This is a genomic window from Caulobacter sp. GW821-FHT11E10, assembly GCF_058808375.1.
Genome location: NZ_JBXARP010000010.1, coordinates 225,026 through 243,342 on the forward strand (window position 1 = coordinate 225,026; position 18,317 = coordinate 243,342).

At 66.9% G+C, this 18,317-nt stretch carries 17 protein-coding genes and 1 tRNA gene; 12 read left to right on the top strand and 6 right to left on the bottom strand.

The genetic code is table 11. The features are described from left to right. Positions 1–376: 376 nt before the first annotated feature. From AC1RRV_RS21220 to AC1RRV_RS21230, 3 genes are all read left to right on the top strand, one after another. Complete coding sequence (locus AC1RRV_RS21220; protein ID WP_492861629.1) at positions 377–3,199, top strand: TonB-dependent receptor; 2,823 nt, start codon at positions 377–379, stop codon at positions 3,197–3,199. 186 nt (positions 3,200–3,385) lie between these two features. Then, entirely contained in the window at positions 3,386–4,918 is a 1,533-nt protein-coding gene (locus tag AC1RRV_RS21225) for a response regulator (protein WP_492861630.1), read from the top strand. Between the two features lie 343 nt (positions 4,919–5,261). Beyond that, positions 5,262–5,990 (top strand): helix-turn-helix transcriptional regulator, encoded by a 729-nt coding sequence (locus AC1RRV_RS21230; protein ID WP_492861631.1) that lies wholly within the window; start codon positions 5,262–5,264, stop codon positions 5,988–5,990. 3 nt (positions 5,991–5,993) lie between these two features. On the opposite strand, the gene AC1RRV_RS21235 is transcribed toward AC1RRV_RS21230, so the two are convergent. Further along, the gene (locus tag AC1RRV_RS21235) at positions 5,994–6,308 is read right to left on the bottom strand and encodes an Mpo1-like protein (RefSeq protein WP_492861632.1); all 315 of its coding nucleotides are present in this window, start codon (positions 6,306–6,308) and stop codon (positions 5,994–5,996) included. A gap of 159 nt (positions 6,309–6,467) precedes the next feature. On the opposite strand from AC1RRV_RS21235, the gene AC1RRV_RS21240 reads away from it, so the two are divergent. Continuing rightward, positions 6,468–7,298 (top strand): acyl-homoserine-lactone synthase, encoded by an 831-nt coding sequence (locus tag AC1RRV_RS21240; protein WP_492861633.1) that lies wholly within the window; start codon positions 6,468–6,470, stop codon positions 7,296–7,298. A gap of 254 nt (positions 7,299–7,552) precedes the next feature. After that, complete coding sequence (locus tag AC1RRV_RS21245) at positions 7,553–7,987, top strand: helix-turn-helix domain-containing protein (protein ID WP_492861634.1); 435 nt, start codon at positions 7,553–7,555, stop codon at positions 7,985–7,987. Positions 7,988–8,164: 177 nt separating this feature from the next. On the opposite strand, the gene AC1RRV_RS21250 is transcribed toward AC1RRV_RS21245, so the two are convergent. Further along, a complete protein-coding gene (locus AC1RRV_RS21250) occupies positions 8,165–8,518 on the bottom strand; it encodes a PilZ domain-containing protein (RefSeq protein WP_492861635.1) in 354 nt (117 codons plus the stop codon). A 217-nt stretch (positions 8,519–8,735) separates the two neighbouring features. Here AC1RRV_RS21250 and AC1RRV_RS21255 point away from each other — a divergent pair, with 217 nt between their 5' ends. Continuing rightward, positions 8,736–9,713: a glucokinase gene (locus AC1RRV_RS21255; RefSeq protein WP_492861636.1), complete on the top strand. Its 978-nt coding sequence runs from the start codon at positions 8,736–8,738 to the stop codon at positions 9,711–9,713. Positions 9,714–9,863: 150 nt separating this feature from the next. Here the strand turns inward: AC1RRV_RS21255 and AC1RRV_RS21260 are convergent, their stop codons facing one another. Continuing rightward, the gene (locus AC1RRV_RS21260) at positions 9,864–11,069 is read right to left on the bottom strand and encodes a methionine gamma-lyase (RefSeq protein WP_492861637.1); all 1,206 of its coding nucleotides are present in this window, start codon (positions 11,067–11,069) and stop codon (positions 9,864–9,866) included. Positions 11,070–11,189: 120 nt separating this feature from the next. On the opposite strand from AC1RRV_RS21260, the gene AC1RRV_RS21265 reads away from it, so the two are divergent. The 4 genes from AC1RRV_RS21265 (at position 11,190) to AC1RRV_RS21280 (ending at position 16,011) form a co-directional block, all read left to right on the top strand. Further along, complete coding sequence (locus AC1RRV_RS21265) at positions 11,190–11,648, top strand: Lrp/AsnC family transcriptional regulator (protein ID WP_492861638.1); 459 nt, start codon at positions 11,190–11,192, stop codon at positions 11,646–11,648. Positions 11,649–11,717: 69 nt separating this feature from the next. Next, a complete protein-coding gene (locus AC1RRV_RS21270) occupies positions 11,718–13,139 on the top strand; it encodes a sensor histidine kinase (RefSeq protein ID WP_492861639.1) in 1,422 nt (473 codons plus the stop codon). Between the two features lie 174 nt (positions 13,140–13,313). Next, on the top strand, positions 13,314–14,714 hold the full coding sequence (locus tag AC1RRV_RS21275; protein WP_492861640.1) for a glycoside hydrolase family 47 protein: 1,401 nt from the start codon (positions 13,314–13,316) through the stop codon (positions 14,712–14,714). Between the two features lie 313 nt (positions 14,715–15,027). After that, the gene (locus AC1RRV_RS21280; protein WP_492861641.1) at positions 15,028–16,011 is read left to right on the top strand and encodes a glycerophosphodiester phosphodiesterase family protein; all 984 of its coding nucleotides are present in this window, start codon (positions 15,028–15,030) and stop codon (positions 16,009–16,011) included. On the opposite strand, the gene AC1RRV_RS21285 is transcribed toward AC1RRV_RS21280, so the two are convergent. After that, positions 15,947–16,405: a hypothetical protein gene (locus AC1RRV_RS21285; RefSeq protein ID WP_492861642.1), complete on the bottom strand. Its 459-nt coding sequence runs from the start codon at positions 16,403–16,405 to the stop codon at positions 15,947–15,949. The two genes, AC1RRV_RS21280 and AC1RRV_RS21285, sit on opposite strands and share 65 nt — an antisense overlap. Positions 16,406–16,559: 154 nt before the next feature. Between AC1RRV_RS21285 and AC1RRV_RS21290 the strand changes: the two genes are divergently transcribed. Both AC1RRV_RS21290 and AC1RRV_RS21295 read left to right on the top strand, forming a co-directional pair. Next, entirely contained in the window at positions 16,560–16,841 is a 282-nt protein-coding gene (locus AC1RRV_RS21290; RefSeq protein WP_492861643.1) for a BrnT family toxin, read from the top strand. Next, a complete protein-coding gene (locus tag AC1RRV_RS21295; protein WP_492861644.1) occupies positions 16,792–17,073 on the top strand; it encodes a BrnA antitoxin family protein in 282 nt (93 codons plus the stop codon). Before AC1RRV_RS21290 ends, AC1RRV_RS21295 begins: the two co-directional genes overlap by 50 nt. Before the next feature lie 40 nt (positions 17,074–17,113). Here the strand turns inward: AC1RRV_RS21295 and AC1RRV_RS21300 are convergent. Together AC1RRV_RS21300 and AC1RRV_RS21305 are read right to left on the bottom strand one after the other, a co-directional pair. Next, positions 17,114–17,190: transfer RNA gene (locus AC1RRV_RS21300), tRNA-Met, on the bottom strand. A gap of 53 nt (positions 17,191–17,243) precedes the next feature. Then, positions 17,244–18,287 carry a glycosyltransferase gene (locus tag AC1RRV_RS21305; protein WP_492861645.1) on the bottom strand — a complete coding sequence of 348 codons (1,044 nt, stop codon included), beginning with the start codon at positions 18,285–18,287 and terminating at the stop codon, positions 17,244–17,246. Between the last annotated feature and the right edge of the window lie 30 nt (positions 18,288–18,317).

The following is an 18,317-nucleotide window of genomic DNA, read 5'->3' on the forward strand; positions in this document are numbered from 1 at the left end:
GGGCGATACTCCGACAACGAACGAAGTCGAAGTCTTTCGCCCACGAACTATAGCATCCCCCCGTTGTTGCAGGGACGTATTGGGAATGCGCGGGCCCGCGTTCCGCTACGGCAGCCGCAAACCCAACCTTCTAATTCGCCGGAAACTTACCCGCGCCAGGAGAACACCACCTCTCGGAAAGTGAAAAGGTGTAACCTATCGCTGTTCACTTACGTTTGAGCCAGTTGACAGCTTTCAAACGCAAGTATGCAATCTCCCAATGCTGCGAAGGGCTCGCCGTACGCCCGCGTGGTGAAAAACGGTACGGCGCCGAGGAAACACCGACGCTTGCAGGCGCCATCCATAAGGCGCCGCTTGTGTCCAGGGAGGGAATTCAATGTCGCAAACTCTGCGTATGCGGAGCCTTTTGGTCATGGGCGCTTCGGCGATCGCGATCTCTGGCTTCGCCGTCCCCGCTTTCGCCCAGCAGCAATCCGGCCCCGGGACCGTCATCGAAGAGCTGGTGGTCACCGCTCAGAAGAAGGAAGAAGCGCTTCAGGACGTGCCGATCGCGGTGTCGGCCTTCAGCCAGGATTCGCTGGAAGCGCAGAAGATCGACGGCGGCCCGAACCTGCAGCTGGCCATTCCGAACGTCACCTTCGCCAAGAGCAACTTCACCAACAGCTTCAACTTCCAGATCCGCGGCATCGGGGCCAAGGCCGTCGGGGCCTCGGCCGACCAGGGCGTCGGCGTCCACGTGAACAACGCCCCGCAGCAGTCGGGCAATCTGTTCGAAGCCGAGTTCTACGACGTGGAGCGCGTCGAAGTGCTGCGCGGCCCCCAGGGCACGCTGTACGGCCGTAACGCCACCGGCGGCGTGGTCAACGTGATCACCGCCAAGCCCGTCGACCAGTTCGAAGCCAATGTCCGCGCCGAGTACGGCAACTACGGCTCGACCAAGTTCCGCGGCATGCTCAACGTGCCGATCTTCGGCGAGAAGCTGGCCGTCCGCCTGGCCGGCACGACGCTGAAGCGCGACGGCTTCGTCACCAACACCTTCAACCAGCACAAGGTCGACGACCGGGATCTCTACGCGACCCGCGTCCAGGTGATGTTCAACCCGACCGAGAAGCTGCGCACCAACTTCATGTGGGAACGCTTCCACGAGAACGACAACCGCGCCCGCACCGGCAAGCAGCTCTGCACCAAGGACAACGGCCCGGCCACGGTCGGCGGCGTCCCGACCGGCGCCTCGCGCGTCTTCCTCAGCCAGGGCTGTCTGCCCGGCTCGCTGTACGCGCCCGCCGCTTATGGCACGGTCAATTCGGCCGGCTCGCTGACCGGCCTGCTGGGCAACATCTTCGGCTTCACCTCGGGTGACGTGAACGCCGGCGACACCACCTCGACGAACCTGCGCGAGATCGAGACCACGCTGGATCCGATCTACCAGTCGGGTTCGAACACCTACCAGCTGACCCTGAACTACGACATCTCCGACGAACTGACCGTCACGGCGATGACCTCGTACGGCAAGGGCAGCGTCTGGACGAAGCAGGACTACAACCGCAACATCTCGACGGTGCCGTTCAACAGCACGCCCTTCACGCCGGGCGGCTTCTTCAACGACCCGCAGGTCGGCAACACCAACAAGTTCACGACCATCGACGTCTCGTCGGGCCGCTCCGAGCAGTTCAGCCAGGAACTGCGCCTGCAGTCGGCCTTCGACGGCCCGCTGAACTTCAACGTCGGCGGCATCCACTTCACCTACCGGACGCTGACCGACTACTTCGTGATCGGCAACTCGCTGACCCTGTCGTCGATGGCCCTGAACTTCCAGAAGACGGGCAATCCGAACTGCAACCCGGCGACCACCGCCAACTGCATCGGCATCGACACGGCGGCCACCCCGACCGGCGACGGCCACAACTACTATGACAACCGCACGCCCTACACCCTGGTGTCGGACGCCCTGTTCGGCGAGGTCTACTATCAGGTCAACGAAGACCTGAAGTTCACCCTGGGCCTGCGTCAGACGCGCGACAAGAAGGCGGTCAAGAACTACTCGACCGTGCTGCTGGCCCCCGGCTACGGCCTGACCCGCAACCCGACCAACCCCGACCAGCGCGCCCGCTTCACCGAGACGACCGGCCGCTTCGGCGTCGACTACAAGGCCAAGCTGGGCTTCACCGACGACACCCTGCTCTACGCCTTCTATTCCAAGGGCTATAAGGGCGGCGGCATCAATCCGGGCGTCCCGGCGGGCGCGGTCGGCATCAAGCAGACCTTCGCGCCGGAGTTCGTCAACGCCATCGAAATCGGCACCAAGAACACGATGGCCGGCGGCAGCGTGCTCTTCAACGTCACGGGCTTCTCGTACGACTACAAGGGCTACCAGATCTCGAAGATCGTGAACCGGACCTCGGTGAACGAGAACGTCGACGCCAAGGTCTACGGCTTCGAAATAGAGTCGATCTGGTCGCCGGTGCGGAACCTGAAGCTGAACGCCAACATCGGCTATCTGCACACCAAGATCGGCGACGGCGTCACCTCGATCGACACGATGAACCGGACCCAGTCCAACCCGGCCTATACGGTCGTGAAGGTCGGTCCGAACGCTTCGTCGGTCGGCGCCAACTGCGTGCTGACCACGGCCGGCGTCGCCACCGTGATCGGCGCGGGCGCGGGCGCCACTCTGCCCTTCGCCTGCACCGGCGCGGCGGCCTATCAAGGCTTCCTCGCCACCCCGGCCGCCGCCGGCGGCGCGGGTCTGCCGGCCGCCACGGCGGCGTTCCTGGCCAACTCGACGGGTCTCTACAACTACGGCGCCGGCTACTCGATCGAAGGCACCGTGGCCAACCTGTCAGGCAACGAACTGCCGAACTCGCCGCACTGGACCACCTCGGTCGGCGCTCAGTACACCTTCGAACTGTCGGGTGGCTGGTCCGCCACCCTGCGCGGCGACTACTACCGCCAGACCAAGCAGTTCACCCGGGTGTACAACACCACGTACGACACCCTGCGGTCGTGGGACAACGGCAACATGACCCTGAAGGTCGAGAAGCCCGAGTGGGGCGTGTCGATCGACGCCTATGTGAAGAACATCGGCAACAAGACCCCGATCGTCGACGCCTACACGACGGACGACAGCTCTGGCCTGTTCACCAACGTGATCACCCAGGAGCCGCGCCTGTACGGCATCGCGATCACCAAGTCCTGGTAAGTCTTCCTCGCGAGGACGAACCGAGGGGCGGCGGGCAACCGCCGCCCCTTTTCGTTCGCGTCGAGGTCGCCGAGTGACCGAAATGAACGGTTTCCGCGACCTGCGCCTTGAGAACGCTTCCAACTTAACGACTCCGCAAGGCGGGCGAGGGCAAGGTGCCTGTCCAAAGTCCCAGCGAAGCGCCGTATGGAAACGCTGAACCGCCTGATCGACATCCGTCCTCCGATCGCGCCCACCACGCCCTGCGGTCAGGTCGTGGCGATGTTCGACGCCGATCCGACCATGCCGGCCGTTGCGGTCGTCGAGAACGGCGCGCCCGTCGGCCTGGTCTATCGCGACGTCCTCGTGGGCATGATGCAGGTCGCCGGCGAGCAGCTGGCCGACAAGCCGATTTCCGAGGTGATGGACCGCGCGCCGCGTATCGTCGCCGTCGACACCGACTCCAACCTCTTCGTCAACGGTCTGGCCGACAGCCCGACCCCCGTCTTCCGCACGGCCTATATCGGCGTGGACGCCGCCGGCTATTACGTCGGCGTAGGCGGCCTCGGCTCTCTCCTGAACTCGCACCGCCGTCGCCAGCGCGAAGTGCGCGACGCCCAGGCCATGGTCGAGCGCATGGCCGTCGACATCGGCGCGCACCTCAACGGCGTCCTGGCCATCACCGAGCGCCTCGAGCAGCAACGCCTGACGCCCGACGCCGCCGCCTTCGTCCGCGCCATCGGCGACACCAGCCGCGACATGGGCGCGACGGTCAGCCGGGCCATCGACCTGCAACGCTCGGCCAACGGCCAGCTGACCTTCAACACGACGCCGACGCGCCTGCGCGACCTGGCCGACGCCGTCGAGGCGCGCTGGGCCAGCCGCGCCCACGAGGGCGGCTCCACCCTGCTGGTCTCCTACGACGGCGAACCCGAGTGCGGGGTCGAGGTCGACGGCGAGCGCCTGCTGCAACTGTTCGACATCCTGATCGAGAACGCCCTGGCTTCCGGCCGCGGCATGATCGAGGCCCGCCTGACCGCGCGCGCCGACGGCGACCGCATCCGGCTGGAAGGCCAGGTGCGTGACAACACCGGCGGCCGGGCCGAAGACCGCCTGGCTCGCGTCAATGAACCCCTGGGCGCCGCCAGCCAGCAGGACAGCAGCGAGATGGCGCTCAGCGTCGGTCTGGCCCTGGCCCATCGCGTCGCCCGCGCCCTGGGCGGCCCGCTGCTGGCCGAGGCCAATCGCGGCTCCGGCCTGACCCTCGGCTTCGCCCTGTCCGCCGCCCCGGCCATCGCCGCCGCCGAGCATCACGACAACGAGCCCTCCGTGCACGGCCGCGCCGCGCACATCCTCATCGTCGACGACAACGCCACCAACCGCATGGTCGCCGAGGCGCTGTGCGACATGTTCGAGTGCACCTCGGAACAGGCCGTCGACGGCGTCGAGGCCGTCGAAATGGCCAAGGCCGGTCGCTTCGACCTGATCCTGATGGACATCAAGATGCCGCGCATGGACGGCATCGCCGCCACCCGCGCCATCCGCGAAATGGGCGGCGGCGTCGGCTCGGTGCCGATCGTGGCCCTGACCGCCAACGCCGATCCGGCCGACGTCCAGACCTACATCGCCGCCGGCATGCAGGACGTGGTCGAAAAGCCGATCAAGCCCGAGCGCCTGGCCATCGTGCTTAGCGCCCTGCTGGGCGGCGAAGACGAAGACGGCGCCGAAGTCGCGGCCTAGGAGCCGAAGCTTCCGGGCGGCTTTTCACCACCGAAGTCGCGAACTTCACTCATCCAAAAACCACCGCCTTCCCAGGCCTTGTGCCTGGGACCCATGCCATGGCTGGGCTGGACGATCGTCGGTAGAACCCGCCGGCGTGAACGCACCCCGTCTAAAGCAGCGTGGGCTGAACCCTGGGCCCTAGGCATAAAGCCTAGGGAGGCAGGCCTTTTGGGAATGGGGACGTCATACGACACGACGGACGACCCATGTACGCGAACACCACTCCACTTGGGATAGTAGGCGCTTGGCGCCGGGCTGTGTCCGCGCCTAGCCTAACCATAGCGTGAGTACGGAGCTGCGTGTGCTAACCACGGCGGAACAACAGGCCTGGGCGTTTCTCAGCAAGGCCCCTCACCTGGGCTCGGCGGATGAGGTGGAAAGCCACTTCGCCCGCGCGATCGCCGCCTTCGGCTATGACAGGTTCTGCGCCACCCTGATCAACGCCGAGCACTACGGCAAGGAACCGCCCACCCTCAGCCGCCGCGACTTCGACGTGTGGGACGGGCGCTATTGGAGCGAGCGCTACGTGGTGCACGACCCGTGCATCAAGCTGCTGCTGAAGTCGCCGCGCTCGTTCGCCTGGACCGACGCCAAGCCGCTGGGCGACGGCCGCGCCCAAACCATGTGGGGCGAGGCCTCGGACCTCGGGATGAACGACGGCTATGTGGTCCGGGTGTTCGGTCCGGCGGGCCAGGAGGTGCTGATCCGCATGGCCACCGAGGCTCCGGACACCGACCCCACCTCCCGGGCCGTGGTCGAGAGCCTGGCCACCGTGTTCGGCTCCACCATGCTCAAGCACTGGGAGCTGCAGGACGACAATCCCGACTACGGGGTGATCTCCGAGCGCCAGGCCCAGTGCCTCTATTGGGCCAGCCGGGGCAAGACCGACTGGGAGATCGGTGCGATCCTCCAGCTCTCGCCGCGCACGGTCCATCACCATGTCGAGGCGGCCAAGAAACGTCTGGGCGTGGTCAAGCGCCAGGAGGCCGTGATGAAGGCCGGCGAGCTGGGGCTGTTCTCGAAGCTTTGAGCGCTACCAGCGCCGCCGCCCCGTCACCACCTCGAACCACAGCCGGAAGTCGCCCATCAGGCTGAAGAGCGGATACTTGAAGGTCGCGGGCCGGTTCTTCTCGAACACGAAATGGCCGACCCAGGCGAAGCCGTAGCCGACCAGCGGCGCGGCCACGAAGAAGCGCCAGTCGCGCAGCAAGCCCAGAACCAGGCAAACGATCACGAGGCTCGTGCCCACCACGTGCAGTCGTCGGCTGACCGGATTGACGTGTTCGGTCAGGTAGAATGGGTAGAAGGCCGCGAAGGTCCGGTAGCGCTCGTCTGTGGCGGTGCTCATGACGCCGATGCTGTGCCCTGCCCGTCGTCCTGGCAAGCGTTACGCGCGGTTTCAAAAGACGCCATAGGCCGTTTGGCCTATCGCGCTTTGCCTGGATCATGTCCCCTATTCAGGCCGTCCAACAGCCAGTTTTGGCGACAGCCAGCTTGGGGGCCGGCCATGATCCACATCATCACATCCGAGAACCGTCACCTGTACGGCCCGCAGCTGTGGGCCATGCACGAGGAGCGCCGACGACAGTGCGTCGACAAGAACGGCTGGGTCGATCTGGTCGTGCTCGACGGCGGTGAGCTCGACGACTACGACGACCACCGCGCCATCTATCTGCTCGGCTTCGACGACGACATGGAGAAGCTCGAGGTCGGCCTGCGGCTGCGGCCCACCGACGACCGCTGCATGCTGGCCGACAAGTTTCCGCACCTGATCGCGCCCGACGAAACGCCGAAGAAGGCCGTCGATGTCTGGGAGGCGACCCGACTCTTCACGACCGAGGCCTATCGCCGGCGCAAGGGCCCAGGGCGCGGCGAGCGGGTCTTCGAGTGCTGGGCGGCCGCCTTCGAGCTGGCCCTGCGCCACGGCGTGACCCGCTTCGTCGGCATGATCGACATGCAGCTCTATCCGGGCATTCTGAACTCGCCGATCGACACGCGCCTGGTCGGGATCCCACGCCCTTACGCCTACGGCGTGGTGGCCGGATCCGAGATCGCGGTCTCGCGGGCGCTCCTCGATCGGGTGCTGGAGTCGATCGGCCGGGAGTCGCCGGTGGGCTACGAAATCGACACGCTCGACATCATGGCGTTCGGCGACCTGCCCGCGGTGCAGCGCCAGGTAACCCGCGCCATGACGCCGCAACTCAACGCGGGCGTCGAGCGCGACGAGACCTTCGCGGCCGAAACCCTGTTCCGTCTGCACGACAACACGGGCCACGCGCGACGCATCTGGGGCGGACGGCTGCGAGATGGCGAGGGAGCCTGGCGCCTTAACGCATAAGGCTTTGCGGCGTTCGGCCCGTCCTGTTAAGCGCGGGTCGGACGGCTCGTCGACGACGCCCTTCCCGTTGTTCGCGCAACTGGAAAGCCGGTCACCCTCCAGTTGGCGGCGAATCGCTCCGTACGCGAATAGCCTCCCCGAATCGGGGAGGGAAGCTAAACCATCGCGACGTAACGCCGCGCTTGGATCGGTTTGCTTCCACCGACGTCACGGTCGTGTCATTTTCTCTGGACAACCGTTGGAGGCGGAATCACATGAGCGAAGAAACTGAAGGCCGACGCCCCAACCCCGTCGACTTGCATGTCGGCGGCCGCGTTCGGATGCGTCGCAAACTGCTGGGCGTCAGCCAGGAACAACTGGCGGATTCCCTCGGGCTGACCTTCCAGCAGGTCCAAAAGTACGAGCGGGGCGCCAACCGCGTCAGCGCCAGCAAGCTGTATGAAATCGCCAAGACCCTGCAGGTCCCGGTGTCGTTCTTCTTCGACGGCCTGGCCGACCCGATGAGCGGCGCCGAACTGGATGACGCCACCCAGCACGCCGAAAAGGTGGTGCAGGAGTTCCTGACCACGCCGGAAGGCCTGGAACTGGCCGAGGTGTTCCCGAAGATCGGCCGTGGCCGCGTTCGCCGTCAGGTCCTGGACCTGGTGCGTGCGATGGCCGACGAAGCCGCTCGCGGCGACGCCGCTTAGAGCATGGCGACCGCCACGCTCTAAGGAGTTGATTTAGAGCCCTTTTAGACGCCTCACATGATGCAAGGCTAAAGGGCTCTAGGCGACACACGGCATACCGGCGCGCGGGGAAACGCGCCGGATTTCGAACGAGACCTCGGTTGGCGGACCGGGGTCTTTGTCGTTTTGGGAATGGGCTCAGCCGGTCGAGGCGGCGGACTGCGACGCCAGCCAGATCCGCTTGGCCGTCTGCGCGGCGGACGGGGCGAGACCCCGCAGATCATAGGTCCGGACCAGCCGCATGCCGACCTCGCGGTCGCGCTGCCAGGCGATAGCGACGTCGTGGGCGAGGCCCGCGGCCAGGTCGACCAGTTGCACCTGCGCGGGCGGGACGGTGCTGGACAGCATCTGCACCCGGGCGCCGCTGCTCGACAGGTCCCGGATCACGCAATCCCACGCGAAAGCGCCGCAAAGGACCTTGCCGGACCTCTGCGTTTGGATGCGGACAGCCGACCGCCGGTCATGTTCATCGCCTGACGGGTATTTCGCCATACAGGGATAAACGCACGGCGCGGTTAATCGCCCGTGCAGACGTAAGAATTTTGTAGTGAAGCTTAACAGGTTTCGACCCCGGCCCGGGTTTCGGCCGCAAGTTTGACAACCTTGTCAAAACACTCTCCGGCGGTGCTAGGCTTGAAGCACCGAACGATGTTACCGGTACAAGGATAACCGTCTGAAGCCGGATCAAACCGGCGCGAGAGGAAACGACATGGCGAAGGGATCGGTCCTGTTGGCCGATGTGAACGGGCGTGACCTGGCCGTGGCCGTCGTGCGGCCCGGCGATCCGCCCCGCGTTCATCGCGAGTTCTCATGCGCCTCGCTGCGCGAGCTGGAGCAGCAGCTGAACCAGGCCCTGGCCGACAGCCAGAGCAGCGAACTGGTCGGCGCGGCCGTTTGCGGCGCCGGACCCGAGATCGATGGCGCCATCGCTCTGACGGCCGGCGACTTCACCGTCACCCAATCCTGGCTGCGGGCGGTGCTGAAGACCCCTCGCGTCGCCCTGCTCAACGACTTCGCCGCCTGCGCCCTCGGCGCGCCGCGCCTAGCCCCCACGGCCATGACCCTGATCCATGACGGCAAGCCGGCCAAGAGCGCGCCGATCGCCGTGATCGGCCCCAATCTCGGCCTCGGCGTCGCGGGCCTGTCGCCGCATCGGATCGACGGCTGGGTCCCGGTGGTCAGCGAGGGCGGCCACATCGACTTCACTCCCGGCGAAGCGCGCGAGATCCCGATCTTCGAGGCGCTGCAGGCCAAGTATGGCCGGGTCTCGGCCGAGCATTTCCTGTCGCAGGCCGGGCTGATCGACATCCACGCGGCCCTCGGCGGCGGCGAGAACGACAGCGACGACCTGATCCTCTCGCGCGTCCGTGACGGCGATCCCCGGGCCCGCGAGGCCCTGTCGATCTTCAGCGCCCTGCTCGGCGCCTTCGCCGGCGACGCGGCCCTGATGTTCGCCGCCCGTGGCGGGGTCTATATCAACAGCCCGCTGATGGAGCGCGTCGACGGCCTGCTGGACCACGCCGCCTTCGTCCGCCGTTTCGCCGACAAGGGTCGGATGAGCGCCTATCTGCAGGACATCCCGGTCTATCTGGCCAACGGCCGCTGCACCCTGCTGGGCCTCTCGGGCCTCTTCAGCGCCAGCGACATGAAATACACGGCCGAAGAGGTGAAGTTCCTGGACTGCTGAGAGAGGCAAGCCAAGCAATCGAAATCCTCCCCCCAGCGGGGGAGGTGTCGGCTCGAAGAGACGACGGAGGGGGAAGAGGCCAGGCTTCAAGCGCTTCCCCCTCCGGTCCTTCGGACCACCTCCCCCGCTAGGGGGAGGATCTGGCGCACCCTAGATCAGCGCCGCGATCTTCTCCGGCTCGAGCGCCATCTCCAGGTCGCCCAGGATATCGGCGACGTCCTCCAGCCCCACCGACAGACGCACCAGGCCCTCGGCGATGCCCGCCGCCGCGCGTTCCTCGGGGGTATAGGGCGAATGGGTCATGCTGGCCGGGTGCTGGATCAGGGTCTCGGCGTCGCCCAGCGACACGGCCCGCCGGATCAGGGTCAGGCGGTTCATCATCGAGACCCCCGCCGCGTGGCCGCCCTTCAGTTCGAAGGCCATCATGCCGCCGCCGCTGGCCATCTGGCGCGCGGCCAGGTCGCGCTGCGGGAAGCTCTGCAGGCCCGGATAGAACACCCGCTCGACGGCCGGATGATCCTCAAGCCAACGCGCGACCGTCTGGGCGCTCTGGCTGTGGCGGCCCATGCGCAGCGCCAGGGTCTTGAGGCCGCGCATCACCAGGAAGGCCGTGAACGGCGACATCACCGCGCCGGTCATGTCCTTGACCCCGACGAGGCGCACCCTGGCCATGTCCTCGACGCCGCCGGCGGCGATGCCCCCGACCAGATCGCCGTGGCCGCCCAGATACTTGGTCGCCGAGTGGACGACGATGTCCGCGCCCAGGCCCAGCGGCCGGGTCAGACAGGGCGTGGCGTAGGTGTTGTCGACCACCACCTTGGCCCCCGCCCCGCGCGCGATCCGGCTGATCGCGGCGATATCGACGAGGCGCATGTTCGGATTGGCGGGGGTCTCGAAATAGACGATCCGGGTCTTGTCCGAGATCGCTTCGGCCAGGGCCTCGGGCCGGGTCATGTCGACCTGGCGCACCGTGACGCCGAACCGGGTCAGGCCGTCGCGCAGGAAGGCGAACGTGCAGCCGTACAAGGTCTGGTCGGTGATGACCTCGTCGCCGGACCGCAGGAAGCTCCACAGCACGGCGGTGATCGCGCCCATGCCCGAGGCCGTGGCTACGGCGGCCTCGGCGCCTTCCAGGCTGGCCAGGCGGCGCTCCAGCAGGTCGGTCGTCGGGTTGGAGATCCGTGAATAGAAGTGGCCCTCGCGCGTCCCGGCGAACATCTCGCCACCGGCCTCGGCGCTCTCGAAGGCGAAGGTCGAGGTCAGATGAACCGGCGGCGTCAGGGCCCCGTGCTCGTCGGCGGGATCATAGCCCGCATGGATCGCCCGGGTGGAAAAGCCGCCGTTCTCGCTACGCATAGGTCACTCCGTGTTGGAGCGAATGTGGCGTGGAGTCAGGCGCAAGAGATTGCAAAGTCTGCCACGATGGGCTTCTGTTTTGGCAGATTCTGCTCATGAGGCCGCCAGTGGATACCCCCAATGGATACTAAGGACCGCCAGATCATCCGGGAGCTGCAGAAGGACGGCCGGTTGACCAACCAGGAGCTGGCCGAGCGGGTGAACCTGTCGCCCTCGCCCTGCCTGCGCCGGGTGCGAAACCTGGAGGCCCAGGGGGTGATCACCGGCTACACCGCCCTGGTCGACCAGAAGGCCTATGGCCTGCCGATCACCGTCTTCGTCCGCGTTCGCCTGGACCGCCACGGCCAGGACCTGATCAAGGGGTTCGAGGAGCAGGTGGCGCGGATCGACCAGATCCTGGACTGCTTCCTGCTGGCCGGCGGCGACGACTATCTGCTGCGGGTGATCGTCGACAGCCTGGAGGCCTATGAGGACTTCATGCGCCGCAAGCTGCACGCCATCCCCGGCATCGCCTCGATCGACACCAGCTTCGCCTATGGCGTGGTCAAGCAGACGCGGGTTTTCCCGGTCGCGGGCTGATCCCCGGTCACGCGAACGTCAGAGAAACCGCCTTCCGAAGCCATGCCTTACCGGTACGATGCCCTTGCGATGATCGACGAAGCGCCCGCCCTGTCTGCGTCCCCAAGCGTCACTACGGCCCTGAAACACGCGCCGCTGGGCATCGCGATTTTCGATAGCCAGATGCGCTATCTGGCCGCCTCGCGGCAGTACCTGACCGACCAGAACCTGCCCGCCGACCTGCCGCTGATTGGCCGCCGACACTACGACGTCTTTCCCGAAGTCCCACAGAAGTGGCGCGACCTGCACGCCCAGGTCATCGCCCACGGCGTCGAGCTGCGCCACGAGGGCGACCCCTATGTCGACCGCGAAGGCCGCACCGAATGGATCCGCTGGTCCATGGCCCCCTGGCGGCGCGACGACGGCGAGATCGGCGGCCTGATCCTCTATACCGAGGTCGTCACCGCCGGCGTCCAGGCCAGGCTACAGCTGGAGGCCGCCGAAGCCCGGTATCGCGCCATCTTCGACCAGACGGCCATGGGCGTGGCGCGGCTGGCCCAGGACGGCGAGATCCTGGAAGCCAATGACAGCTTCTGCGCCATCCTGCGCCGTGACCGCGAGGCCTTGCTGGGTCGACGCCTGGTCTCGATGGTCCACGAGACGGACATGGCCCAGGCCCTGGCCGACGGCGCGGCCCTGTGGTCCGGCGATCTGGAGACCTATTCGGCCGACCGCCGTTTCGACGGACCGGCCGACGGTCCCGATCCCGGCGATATCCTCTGGCTGCACCTGACCGTCTCGCTGGTCCGTCCCGCCGACCAGCCGCCGCACATGCTGATCATCCTCTCCGACATCGGCGTGCGCAAACAGGCCGAGAGCGCCCGAGAGCGCCACCAGACCCAGCAGCGCCTGCTGGTCAACGAGCTGAACCACCGCGTGAAGAACACCTTGGCCACCGTGCAGTCGATGGCCGCCCAGACCCTGCGCAACGAGCCCGACCCGCTGGCCGCCTTCGAGAAGCTCGAGGCGCGGCTGCTGGGCCTGTCGCGCGTGCACGACATCCTGACCCGCGAGAGCTGGCACGGCGCCGACCTGCGCGACGTGGCCGAGCGCGCCCTGCGCCCGTTCGACGAGGCGGGCGCCCGGGTCAGCCTTGACGGTCCGTCGGTCCGGCTGCAACCGGGCGGGGCCCTGACCATGGCCCTGATCTTTCATGAGCTGGCCACCAACGCCCTGAAGTACGGAGCGCTCTCCAACGCCGACGGCCGCGTCACCCTGACCTGGACCTTTGATCCCCAGACTCGGGCCCTGGAAGGGGCCTGGACAGAGGCGGACGGGCCGCCCGTGGTCCGACCGACGCGAAAGGGCTTCGGCTCCCGGCTCATCGAACGCAGCCTGCGCGGCGAGCTGAAGGGCGCGGCGACCATGGACTACCATCCCGAGGGCCTGCGTTGCGCGCTGAGCGCCCGCCTGCCCGAAACGCCCGAGGCGCCGCCCCTGGCGCCGGACTGAGGCGATCGAAGCCCGACTCATGGCGGGTCGCCGCTTCCCGCGACGTCCTTACTGCAACTATCCCTTTCCGACGCATCCCACACGTCGGACGCCTTCGCCGGCCGGGGCTCCTGAGCTCCGGCCGGACGCTTTCCCCCTCTCGTGCGAACCCGCGACCGCCGGTAGGCTTGCGTCATGACGCTCGCCCGACTCACGCGCCGCTCCGCCCTTGGTTCGTTCATCGCCGCCGGCCTGGCGCCGGGCCTGGCCGCCGCCGCGCCGCCAAAAGCCGTCAAGGAAGACTGGAAGGCGCTGGCCGCCGATGTCCGCGACGAGTTCCAGTGGGCCTGGCGGGGCTATGTCGCCAAGGCCTGGGGGAAGGACGAGATCAACCCGGTCAGCGGCACGTCGCAGTCGTTCTTCGTCGAAGGCCATGACCTGGGCCTCTCGCTCGTCGAGGCCTTGGACACTTTGTGGATCATGGGCCTGGACGCCGAGTTCCAGGCTGGAGTGGACTGGGTGAAGTCCAGCCTGTCGTTCGATGTGAACGGCGAGGCCCAGGTCTTCGAGACCAATATCCGCCTGGTCGGGGGCCTGATCTCGGCCCACCTGGCCTGCGGCGATCCGGTGCTGCTGGCCAAGGCCAAGGACCTGGCCGACCGGCTATTGAAGGCCTTCGAGGCCTCGCCCGATGGTCTGCCCTGGCGCTATGTGAACCTGAAGACCGGCGCGGTCCGCGATCCCGCGACCAACCTCGCCGAGATCGGCACCTACATCACCGAGTTCGGGGTGCTGAGCCAGCTGACCGGCGACGACCGCTACTTCAAGATCGCCAAGCGGGCCATGAAGCACGCCCTGGATCGTCGCTCCAAGATCGGCCTGATGGCCGCCAATATCGACGCCCGCACCGGCGAATTCATCAGCCGCTCGGCCAGCATCGACGTCTATGCCGACAGCTTCTACGAATATCTGTGGGACGCCTGGGAGCTGTTCGGCGACGAGGATTGCAAGCGTTGGGCGCAGGAGTGCGTGGCCGCCCAGCTGGCCCACCAGGCCAAGCGCTACGACGGCCGCCTGTGGTTCCCGATGGTCGACTTCGAGACCGGCGCGGTGCTGAACACCGCCCAGAGCGAACTGGCGGGCTACTATGCCGGCCTCCTGGGCCAGGTCGGTCGCAAGAAAGAAGGCGACGACTACCTCGCCTCGTTCACCGAGATGCAGGCGACGTTCGGGATCATTCCGGAATCGATCGACGTCGCCACGCGTCAGCCGCGCCGCAAGCACACCGGCCTGCGCCCGGAATATCCCGACGCCTGCCTGAACCTGTGGCTGATCGACCGCGACGAGCGCTATCGCCAGCTGGCCGCGATCCACTATCGCCAGATGAAGGCCACCAGCCGCGCGGCCTTCGGCTACACCGCGCTGAAGGACATCACGACCAAGCCGATGACCCAGGGCGACAACTGCCCCGGCTACTGGTGGTCCGAGCAGATGAAATACTACTATCTGCTGTTCGCGGACACGCCGCGCATCGACTACGCCAAGCTGCAGCTCAGCACCGAGGCGAACGTGCTGCGAGGGTTCCGGAAGGCCTGAGCCTCCCACGCAATCAATAGTCCCCGCCTCCCTAGGCCTTGTGCCTAGGGCCCATCGTTCAGCGGCCATGACGCCACTGTATGCACGCCATCCGCTGCGGCGCGCGCTGATCAATGCAGAGCCTAGCGGGACCATGGGTCCTCGCCACAAGGGCGAGGAAGGCGGTGTTTGGAAGCGCGCACCCAAGACAGAATGTCGCACCCCCTCCACGGCGGCCAAGCTCCACCGGCGACGTCATCCTTATGAGCCCGAACTGCCGCACGCCTGTCGCGTGAATCGGTCATGCAGCCGGGAAGGCTCGGGGGCTGAGACCATGCGACTTCCCGTGTTTGCGTTCGCTCTGGCCGTTGCGGCCGTGGCGGGATCGGCCTGCGCCGCCGATCCGCGCGAGCGCCTCTACGATCCGGCCGACGGCGTCCTGGTGGTCGCCCACCGCGCCTGCCACCAGCCCGCGCCGAGCCGCGGCTACGAGCATCCCGTCCCCGAAAACTCCATCGCCGCCCTCGAACGCTGCATGGCCCTGGGCGTCGACCTTGTCGAGATCGACGTGCGCCGCACGCGCGACGGCCATCTGGTGATCATGCACGACGCCAAGGTCGACCGGACCACGGACGGCAAGGGTCGCGTCTCCGATCTGACCCTGGTCCAGCTCCAGGCCCTGAGCCTCAACGGTGGAAGCGAGGCGCCGCCAACGCTCGAAGCCGCCCTGACGGCCGCGCGCGGACGCATCCTGGTCAATCTCGACCTCAAGGGTCCGCACGCCGCGCAGGCCGCGGAGGTCGCGCGCCGGGTCGGGGCCAGCGACTGGGTGCTGTTCAAGGCCAAGGCCGGCCCGGGCGCGCCGCCGATGGCCGATCAGCCGCTGTACCGGGATCTGGCCTTCATGCCGATGGTGGCCGGCAAGGCGCCCGCCGGTCTTCGTCTCATCACCGCCCGGCAGGCCTCGGGCCTGCGCCACATCCCCGCCGTCGAGCTGGTCTCGCTGAGGCGCGACGGCTTCGTCGCCGTTCGCGACGCCGCCCGCGCCGCGCGGATCCGGGTCTGGAGCAACACCCTGGCCGACAAGGGCTGGAAGGCGATGCTGGACCGGTCCGGCGACCGCCACGCGCTGCGCGATCCGCACAAGGCCTGGGGCCGGCTGATCGACCAGGGCGTCAGCATCGTGCAGACCGACCACCCCGCCGTCCTGCTCGACTATCTGGAGAGCCGAGGTCTGCGCGGCCGTGTCCCGATCACGGTCGCAGCCGCCGGATCGCCGCTTCCAGCTTCGTTCGTCGCGTCGTCCAGGAGTCGGTAAGAGCCACCGCCTCGGCCTCCAGCGCGCGCCGGCGGCGTTCCAGGTCGGCTTCGGCGTCGCGTTGCTCGACCTCCGCAGCCTCCAGGGCGGCTTCGGCTTCGGCGAGCGCCTGCTTCCGCCTGGCCTCGGCGGCGACATCAACCTTCTTGACCTTGGGCTTCGGCAGCCTCTCGATCGCGGACTTCAACCCGCCCTCGGCCCGCCGGATCACCGCGCCGGGCGCGGCCAGAGCCGCCGTCGCGTCGGGCGCATCAGGCGCCTCTTGGGCCACGCCTTCCTTGAAGAGATCGCGATCGGTCTCCCAGGCCGCCAGGGCCTTGGCGCGCGACGTCGCCGCCACGGTGTAGCGGTGAAAGCCGTCCGACCAGGTGAAGATCTTGGGAGCGCGCGCCATGACGCGACAACGGGCGGCGCGGCGGCCGCGTTGCTCAGCGTCGCCGATTGGACTATTAATGTAACTACAAAAATCCAGCTAGCACACCCATGGCGCGATAAGTTGAAATTTATGCAACCCATGCGATATTTGCGTCGAGAAGGATACTTCCGACATGGATATCGAGTTCGACGAGGAGAAACGTCGCCAAACGCTGAAGCATCGCGGCCTGGATTTCGCCGATGCGGCGTCCCTTTTCGACGGACCGGAATTCACAGCCCTCGATGATCGCGAGGACTATGGAGAAGAACGGTTTCAGACGGTCGGCCTGCTGGGCGCGCGCCTAGTTATGGTCATTTGGACGCCACGCGGAAAAGCACGGCGCATCATCTCCATGAGGAAATGCAATGCCAGAGAACAAAGAAGATTCGGAGAGTTCGTGGATCGATCCGGATGACGCTCCCGAATGGACCGATGATCAATTCGATCGAGCCCAGTTCAGTATTGGCGGCAAGGTCATCAGGCCCGCCAATGGCACGCTGACGCGCCCAGGACGTCCGAAATCCGAGCGTCCCAAACAACAGGTCACTCTAAGGCTCGACCAAGAGGTCCTCGAAAAGCTGCGCGCATCCGGCCCTGGGTGGCAGAGTCGAGCGAACGAAATTCTCAAGAAGGCGGTCTGCGCCTGACCTGCAAGATTCTGGAATGTAAGGGAATTTGCCGTCCCGGTGGTGGCGGGGGGCGGGATCGAACCGCCGACCTGTGGGTTATGAATCCACCGCTCTAACCATCTGAGCTACCCAGCCATCGCCGGGACGGACGGGGGTCATACGCCCAAGCGCGCTTCGCATCAACCCCGTCAGAGCATTCCGTCCAAGGCCGCTTCCAAGCGTCGCGCCAGTTGGTCCGGACCGTACTGGTCCAGCACCAGCGCGCGAGCGGCCGCGCCCAGACGGCGCGCGGTGTCGCGGTCGCTGATCAGTTCGCCCAGGGCCTCGCCCAGGCGGTCGGGATCGTCGTCGGGCGCCAGGCGGCCGTTGACGCCGTCCTTGAGGATCTCGATCGGCCCGTCGATTTCGGAGGCGACCACGGGCAAGCCCACGGCCATGGCCTCCAGCAGGGTCAGCGGGAAACCCTCCTGATGCGACGGGAAGGCGAAAAGGTCGCCGGTCGCCAGGAAGCCCGAGACGTCGCTGGTCCAGCCGATCAGCTTCACGCAGTCTTCGAGATCCAATTCCTTGATCAAGGCTTGCAAGTCGTCGCGCTCGTCGCCCTCGCCGGCGATCTCGCAGGTGACGTCGTAGTCCCAGGCGCGCAGCCGGCCGACGGCGCGGATCAGGACGTCGAAACCCTTCTTGGTGTGCAGGCGGCCGGCGGCGACGATCTTGATCGACTGGCTCTCGTCACCTGTGAAGGGGTAAGCCTCGGCGGTCGGCGGCTTCACCGCGTTGGGAATGAAGTGGACGTGGTCGGCCGGCGCGCCGCGTTCGAGCGCCAGATTGGCCAGATGCTGGCCCACGCACAGATAGTGCGTCCCGGGTGTCACGTCGAAGACCGGCTTGTGGACGCAGACCGCCTGAACCACGCCGGCCGGCGCGGCCTTGGCGAAGATCCGGGCCGGACGCTGGCCGTGGCTGAGAATCAAGCGCGGCCCATTGGACTTGACCAGGGCGCGGGCGGCGCCCTGCGTGATCGGGTCCCAGTCGGTGAAGGCCGGCATGGTCGCCAGCGGCGGGGTCCGCGCGGCCTGGGCCGCCGCCATCTTGCCGCCCTTGCGCACCACCCCGACACAGCGGCCGCCGCGCTTTTCGGCCCAGGCCTCGAGGATCGGCTGATAGTCGAGGAACACCTGCTCGAGACCGCCCAGGCCCTTGCCCAGCATGGCGTGCAGGATGTTGGTCAAGGCGGGCTCCGGGCGAAGCGTTACGGGCGG